At 76.4% G+C, this 6,589-nt stretch carries 7 protein-coding genes; 2 read left to right on the top strand and 5 right to left on the bottom strand.

What is annotated here, in order from left to right:
- Nucleotides 1-81: 81 nt before the first annotated feature.
- Nucleotides 82-1,299, bottom strand: a complete 1,218-nt coding sequence (locus tag HYE82_RS32595) for an aminotransferase class I/II-fold pyridoxal phosphate-dependent enzyme (protein ID WP_179177818.1) — start codon at nt 1,297-1,299, stop codon at nt 82-84.
- Nucleotides 1,300-1,406: 107 nt separating this feature from the next.
- Nucleotides 1,407-1,994 (bottom strand): TIGR03086 family metal-binding protein, encoded by a 588-nt coding sequence (locus HYE82_RS32590; protein WP_256987976.1) that lies wholly within the window; start codon nt 1,992-1,994, stop codon nt 1,407-1,409.
- 371 nt (nt 1,995-2,365) lie between these two features.
- On the opposite strand from HYE82_RS32590, the gene HYE82_RS39120 reads away from it, so the two are divergent.
- On the top strand, nt 2,366-2,839 hold the full coding sequence (locus HYE82_RS39120) for a peptidoglycan-binding domain-containing protein (protein ID WP_309144521.1): 474 nt from the start codon (nt 2,366-2,368) through the stop codon (nt 2,837-2,839).
- A gap of 45 nt (nt 2,840-2,884) precedes the next feature.
- Here HYE82_RS39120 and HYE82_RS32580 read toward each other — a convergent pair whose 3' ends face one another.
- From HYE82_RS32580 to HYE82_RS32575, 3 genes are read right to left on the bottom strand one after another with little or no spacing between them, the layout of a single operon-like run.
- Complete coding sequence (locus tag HYE82_RS32580; protein ID WP_179177817.1) at nt 2,885-4,909, bottom strand: DUF5107 domain-containing protein; 2,025 nt, start codon at nt 4,907-4,909, stop codon at nt 2,885-2,887.
- Between the two features lie 49 nt (nt 4,910-4,958).
- Nucleotides 4,959-5,246 carry a Scr1 family TA system antitoxin-like transcriptional regulator gene (locus HYE82_RS38640; RefSeq protein ID WP_309144522.1) on the bottom strand — a complete coding sequence of 96 codons (288 nt, stop codon included), beginning with the start codon at nt 5,244-5,246 and terminating at the stop codon, nt 4,959-4,961.
- Between the two features lie 15 nt (nt 5,247-5,261).
- Entirely contained in the window at nt 5,262-5,810 is a 549-nt protein-coding gene (locus HYE82_RS32575; RefSeq protein ID WP_179177816.1) for a GNAT family N-acetyltransferase, read from the bottom strand.
- Nucleotides 5,811-5,844: 34 nt separating this feature from the next.
- Between HYE82_RS32575 and HYE82_RS32570 the strand changes: the two genes are divergently transcribed.
- The gene (locus tag HYE82_RS32570; protein WP_309144520.1) at nt 5,845-6,573 is read left to right on the top strand and encodes a hypothetical protein; all 729 of its coding nucleotides are present in this window, start codon (nt 5,845-5,847) and stop codon (nt 6,571-6,573) included.
- Nucleotides 6,574-6,589 lie beyond the last annotated feature (16 nt).

Here is a 6,589-nt window from a genome sequence, read left to right as displayed (position 1 = left end):
GTCCCGGGGCGGCGGCGGGGGGCAGGTCCCTCATCGAGAAGTCTCCGCTCGTCGTGTCGGTCGGCGTCGGCGTGGACCCGGTCAGGTGGCCAGCCCGGCCAGGACCGAGTCGAGGAGGTCCAGGGAGGCGCGCAGGTGCGGGAGTTCGAGGGGGTCGGGGGCGGTGAGCGCGGCGAGCCGTTCCGCCGGGTCCGCGCCGAGCAGCGGCCCGGTGGACAGGCGGACCCGCAGCTCGCCCAGCTCGTCGGCGAAGCGCTGGCCGCCGGGCGTGGGGGCGCCGAGCCGGGCGCCGAGCCAGTCCTCCAGCTCCATGGCGTCGCGGACGCCGTGCCGGGCGAGCCCGGGGCGCAGCGGAGTCAGGTCGGCGTACACGTGGCGGCCGGCCTGCGGCGGCCGGGCGAGGGCTCCGGCGGCGAGCAGGTGCCGGTGGACGGCGGCGGCGACCGCCCCGTGCAGGGCGGCGGCCGCGCGGGCGCGTGCGGCGACGGCGTCGGGTTCGTGGAGGGCGTGCGCCGCGGCCGCGGCGACGGGCGCCGCGACCAGGGCTCCGGTGGCGGCGAGGACGTCGAGGGTGCGGGCCCGCAGCCAGGTGCCCTGGGGCGTGCCGGGGAAGCGGGCGACGGCGGCGGGCCAGCCGGCGGGCAGCAGGGCGCCGGACAGGTCGAGGAGGACGGCGACCCGGTCCGGCAGCATCTCGGCGGGGCTGAGGACGAGGGTGTCGTGCGGCCGGTGCACGGTGTCGCGCCAGCTCTCGTCGCTGACGACGAACAGATCGGCGGTGACGGCGGCCTCGCAGGCCTCCAGCAGCAGTTCCGGCGGCGGCACGGTCGCGGTCGGGTCGTCGGCGACGGACAGCAGCAGTACCCGCGGGTCGCCGCCCTCGGCCCGTACCCGGCGTACGGTCTCCAGCAGGGCGTACGGGTCGGGAACGCCCCCGCACTCGGCTGGGGTCGGCACGTGGTACGCCCGCCGCCCCAGCAGCCGGACCTGCGGGGTCCACCACGCCGGGCACGGCCGGGGCAGCATCACGTCGCCCCCGTACGCGCCGATCAGCGCCAGCAGCAGCGCGGGCGCTCCGGGGGCGGCGGCCACGTGCTCCGGGTCGACGGCGAGCCCGCGCCGCTCCCAGTGCCGGCAGGCGGCCTCGTGTACGGGGGCGCCGCCGCCCGGGGGCTCGGGGGCGGAGCGTTCGGCGGCCGCGGCCAGGACGGCGGTGAGCTCGGGCGGCACGGGCAGCCCGGGCGGAGGCGCGAGCGGCCCGAACCGGACCGGCCCCCTGCCCTCCGCCGTGCGCCGCATCCCCTCCACCTGGCCCTGCCTTCCCCGGCTCGTCCTGACGCGTCCGTACCGATCCGCCGACCGATCATGCCCTTTATATGATTGTCGGCCGCATTCCGCCCGTTGTGTCAGCCCTTCCGGCCGACCAGGGCCAGCAGCCTGGTCTGGGCGTCGGCGCCCGGCGGGATCTCCAGCGGCGGCGCGAACATCCCGCCGGCCGCGAGCCCGTCCGCGTACGGCATGACCTCCTTGAGGGAGAACTCGACGAGGTCGCCGGGGAGCCGGTCGTCGGCGCCGATGCCCCGCGCGAGGTCCCAGGTGTGCACGACGCAGTCCGCGGTCAGCTCCGCGCAGTACGCCGCCGCCTTCGCGGGCCCGTACGACAGCGCGACGGTGCGCTCCAGCGCTCCGGGCGCGGCGAACGCGGCGTGCGCGGCGTCGGCGGCCTGCTCCCAGGCGGCGACCGGGTCCTCGCCGAGCACGTCGCCGGCGAACCGGTCGCCGACGTCGGCGACGGTGCTGCCCTCGGTGACCAGCGGCGGGATCCACAGCTGCTCGCCGGTGACGTGGTTGACGAGGTCGCGCACGGTCCACTCCGTGCACGGGGTCGGGGCGCCCCACTGGTCGTCCGCGACGGCGCGCACGCGCTCGCCGAAGAGCCTGAGCGCGGCGGCGTGCTGTTCGAGCAGCGTCTCGGACATGGGTCTCACGGGCATGGGTCTCACCGCCTCCTGCCGTGGCGTGCTCCCCTCCAGCCACTCTCCTCGCCCCCGTCCCACCCCGCCACCCAAGGGCGGTCACGCGGCCCCGGCTTGCGGGCGGCCCGCGGCGCAGGACGCCGGAACCGTCGGCGGGGCATCCGCACACGAGGCCGCCCCAGGGGGTGAGGACATGCCTCACGAGGACCAATTCACCACTGTGGGACCTTCGTTGACCGGTGCCGGATTCCCGCGCGCCGGATTCTCGACGAAGTCGACGGACACCGAGTCCGGGGCCAACGTCGTGGGGACGAAGTGCGGGGCGTACGAGGAGAGCCTGGCACGGCCCGGGCGTCGGGGTCCTGGGCGAGAGCGGATCCGGCAGCGGTGTGTCGGGCAACAGCGACAGCGGTCCGGGGGTGTCGGGCGACGGCAACGCCGGGCCCGGCGGCCTGTTCTCCTCGGCCAGGGGGCCGCAGCTCCGGCTCGCGCCGGTCCCGCTGGGCGCCGGGCTTCCGGCAGTCGGGCGGCCGGGCGATCTGCTGGTGGTCGAGCAGCGCGGGTCGGCCGGCCTGTGGTTCTGCGTCCTGGGCGAGCAGGAGGGCCGCCCGGCGGTGTGGGGCAAGGTCCAGCCGGGCCGGGCCTCCATCCCGAACCCGGTCCTGGTGCGGGGCGCCCAGGGCCAGGACGTGAGGAACGCGCAGGGCCTTCTCCTGGCCCACGGCCACGACCCCGGGCCGGTCGACGGGGACTTCGGCCCGGTGACCCTCGCCGCCGTGAGGGCGTTCCAGCAGGCCGCGGGCCTCGTGGTCGACGGGCGGATCGGCCCGCAGACGCGGGGCGCCCTCCTGAACCACTTCTGATCCCGCCCGGCAGCCACATCAGCCCCGGCCGGGGCGGGGTGTGTCTCAACCCGGCGGGCGCATGCGGAAGTCGTACTCCGGCGGGAGGGGGCGGTCCGTGATGCGGGACCAGACCTCCGCCAGGATCTCGTCGCCCTCCCGCAGGTCGGGGAGTTCGAAGCCGTCCTCGAAGACGCGGCGGGCGGCGGCCATGTGGCCCTCCGCCGCCAGCAGCAGCGCCGCGAGCAGGCGGAAGCGGGGCTGCTCGCGCAGGGCGGGGCGCAGCCGGTCCCACACCGAGCGGGCCTCGTCCGGGCGGCCGGTCTCCAGCAGGGCGGTCATCGCCTCCCGGCCCAGCGCGGACTCGGCGGCCTCCCAGGCGGCGCCGCCACGGCTCGCCTGCGCGAGGTCGGCGAAGGCCTCCGCGTACCGCCGGGCCCCGCGCCCCGGGTCCCCGGACAGGGTGTCCGCGGCCGCCAGGCAGCGCAGCAGCGGCCAGCGCGACGCGGCCCGGAGGAGTCCGCGCTCCCAGCTGCGGACCGCCTGGGCGACGTCGCCCGCATGCCACTGGGCCACGCCCAGGTGGTATTCGGTGAGCGGGTCGGCGGGGGCCGTCTCCAGCATGTCCCGCCAGTGCGGGGCGACCAGGCTCGGCCCGGGGGGCGCCGTGGGGCCCGGGTCGGGGAGGACGCCGCTGCGCCACAGCTCCAGCCAGGACTGCTGTTCCTCCCCCATGTCGGACTCGGCGAAGGGGGTGCCGGGCAGCTTGTAGCCGCCGCACAGGACTTCCAGGGCTCCCCATCCCGAGCCGCGGGCCAGCCGCTCCCCGGGCTCGGTGTCGGCCGTGCCGCGCCAGGCCGCGTACGCCGCCTCGACCCGGTCCCGGGGCAGGGCCGCGTCCAGGGCCCGGCCCGCCTCGGCGCGGGCCGCCGCCCAGTCGGAGCCGTGCACGGCCGCCGGGTCCGCGGTCAGCGGGCCGTACGCCTCCAGCCAGCTCAGCTCGGCCCCGGCGTCCAGGCGTACGTGTTCCAGCTGGCTGCGGGCCAGCCCTGCCTGGATCTCGGCGTAGCCGCCGATGCCCGGCCCGGTCAGCCAGTCCTGCCAGCGCCGGCCGCCCGCGCCGGAGCCCCACACGAAGAGCTTCCGGCCGCGCAGTACGTCCGTGGAGGTCTGGACGAGACCGCTGCCGGCGGAGTCCAGGGCGGCGATCCAGGGGCGCGTCCCGGCCCCGCCGGCCGGGTCGGCCTCGTGGCCGATCTCGTAGAAGAAGTCCGCCGCGTACTCGCTGCGCAGCGGGTACGTGCGGTCCGCGCCCTGCCAGTCGGGGACCGGGATGCGGCGCAGGCTGCGCTCGTGGCCGGCGGGGGCACCTCCCGCGCCCTCGGGGCAGTGGGGGAGCCAGGCCTCGTCGGCGGGGGCGAGGACGCGGGTGCCGTGGTCCTCGGGAACGGCGGTGTTGGACCACCAGTAGACGGGTGCGGGCCGCTCGTGCGGGTTGCGGATGCGGACGCCCGCGTACAGGAACTCAGAGTCGTCCGGCAGCCACAGGTCGACCTGGAACGGCAGGTCGCGCAGCCGTTCCCATTCCCACAGCCGCAGCATCACCCCGCCGTCGGGCGCCGGTACGGTCGCGGCGTGCAGGGGGGCACAGGACAGGGTGGTGTGGCCGGTGGCGCCGATGTTCCATTCGATGCCGCCGGAGAACCAGGCGCCGTTCAGGGCGAAGTTCACCGGTTGGAACACCGGGTTGCGGTAGAGGAGTTCGCGGCCGGTCGGTACGTGGACGAGGGAGTGGACGCGGCCGCCGAGGCCGGGCAGGACGGTGGCCCGCAGGTGGGCGTTCTCCAGGACGAGCGCCTGGAACTCCCGTTCCTGCCGCTGCCGTCCGTAGCCGTCGAGGATCCGGACGGGCAGCAGCGAGCGCAGCGGCCCGTAGCCTGCCTGCCGGGCCGTGTCGCGGGGCAGCCCGGGGCGGGCGCGCTCGTCCAGGACGTGGGCGCCGGCGGGCGCGCCGAGCGCGGGAAGTGGGTTCTCGGGCCCCAACGGGGCGGCGGGCAGGGTCAGTACGGCACGGCGGACGGTGGTGGCCATGAGGGAAATGGAACACGCCGCGGCGGCCGGTGCACAGGGGATCCGCGGATCACCACCGGTCAGGATTACGCAAAGCCGTGGCCAGGCCGGTCACACGAAGGCACCGGCGACGGGTTCCGCGGGAATCGGCTCCGGGCACAGCGGTGCCCGCGAGGTCAACCGACGGGGCGAGTGGCAGCGCGTGAGCCCGGAGGTGCTCGTATGGCGCGTTGTAGACCGCCACGTCCGCGGGCGACTCAACGTACAGCGCGCTCGCGAGACCCTCCACGTGCACGACGTCCGAGTCCACACTCTCCGGAAGGCCGCGAGCACTGACCGGACCGGCCGTGCCGGGGATCCGGCCGGACCGGGGTCAGGTCATCTCGGCGGTGATCGCCCAGCGTTCGTGGTCGCGCCAGGCCCCGTCGATGAAGAGGAAGTCCGGCGACAGGCCCTCCAGCCGGAAGCCCCGGCCGCGGACGAGGGCGATGGAGGCGGTGTTGCCGGGCTGGATGTTGGCCTCCAGGCGGTGCAGGCCGAGGCCGGACCGCTCCGGGGCGAAGGCGTGGCCGAGGACGAGGCCGAGGGCCTCGCCGAGGAGGCCGCGCCCGGCGGCGTGCGCGAACGCGCCGTAGCCGAGGGCGCCGCACTGGAAGGCCCCGCGAACGATGTTGTTGATGTTGATGAATCCGGCGATGGCGCTGGTGGAGAGTTCGCAGACGAGGAATCCGGCGCGGCCCTCGCCCTCGGCCAGCCGGGCGGCGTACGGCTCGTACTCCTCGATGGTGGCGGGCGGGAAAAGCCAGGGGCGGTGCAGTTCCCGGCTCTCGCGCACCCGGGCGGTGAACTCGGGGCCGTCGGCGGGCCGGAAGGGGCGCAGTCCGACGCGCTCGCCCTCGGCGACGTACGTGGAAATTCGCATCGTGCCAGGCTAGGCCGTGTGTGATCATGCCGCGGTGATCACCATCCAGAATGCCGGGGAACTTCTGCACGCGGCCGCGCGCAACAACGCCGCCTGGTGCGCCGCGGTCTGCGGCGGCGGCGAGTTCACCGCGGACGCCTGGACCAGCGCGCGCCGCACCCCGCCCTACTACCCGGACGCGGTGACCCTGACCCGGGACGTCCCGGCCGCCGCCCTGGCGGCCGCGCTGGACACGGACTCCCCAGGCTGCTCGGTCAAGGATAGTTTCGCCGTGCTCGACCTGGCCCCGGCCGGCTTCGAGGTCCTGTTCGAGGCGCAGTGGATCCACCGCCCGGCGGACGCCGCCGCGCTCGGCGGGACGGCGCCGGCCTTGGCCTGGTCGCGGGTCGCGGACGCCGCGGAGCTCGGCCGGTGGGAGGCCGCCTGGGACGGGGAGCGCAGCTCGGGCCTGTTCCACCCGGGGCTGCTGACCGGGGACATCGCCTTCCTCGCGGGACGGGACGCGGACGGGCGGATCCGGGCCGGGGCCGTGGCGAACGCGGCCGCCGGCGTGGTCGGGGTGTCGAACGTGTTCGCCGCCGGCGGGGCCGGGGACGACGAGGCCTGGGCGGGCGCCCTCGCCGGGATCGCGGAGCTGTGGCCGGAGCTGCCGATCGTGGGGTACGAGAGCGGGGAGGACCTCCGGACGGCGGCCCGGCACGGCTTCACCGGGCTGGGCCCGCTCCGCGTCTGGCTGCACACGGCGCAGACGACCGCCACCTGAGGGGCCGCCCGAGCCC

Origin of the sequence: Streptomyces sp. BR123, from assembly GCF_013401435.1 — a bacterium.
Lineage (GTDB): Bacteria > Actinomycetota > Actinomycetes > Streptomycetales > Streptomycetaceae > Streptomyces.
Note: the sequence above shows the minus strand (reverse complement) of the source record. Positions and strands in the feature narration are given on the sequence as shown.

Coding starts and splice junctions, on each gene's coding strand:
- HYE82_RS32595 (WP_179177818.1), bottom strand. CDS start 1,299: ATGCGGCGCACGGCGGAGGGCAGGGGGCCGGTCCGGTTCGGGCCGCTC.
- HYE82_RS32590 (WP_256987976.1), bottom strand. CDS start 1,994: ATGCCCGTGAGACCCATGTCCGAGACGCTGCTCGAACAGCACGCCGCC.
- HYE82_RS32580 (WP_179177817.1), bottom strand. CDS start 4,909: ATGGCCACCACCGTCCGCCGTGCCGTACTGACCCTGCCCGCCGCCCCG.
- HYE82_RS32575 (WP_179177816.1), bottom strand. CDS start 5,810: ATGCGAATTTCCACGTACGTCGCCGAGGGCGAGCGCGTCGGACTGCGC.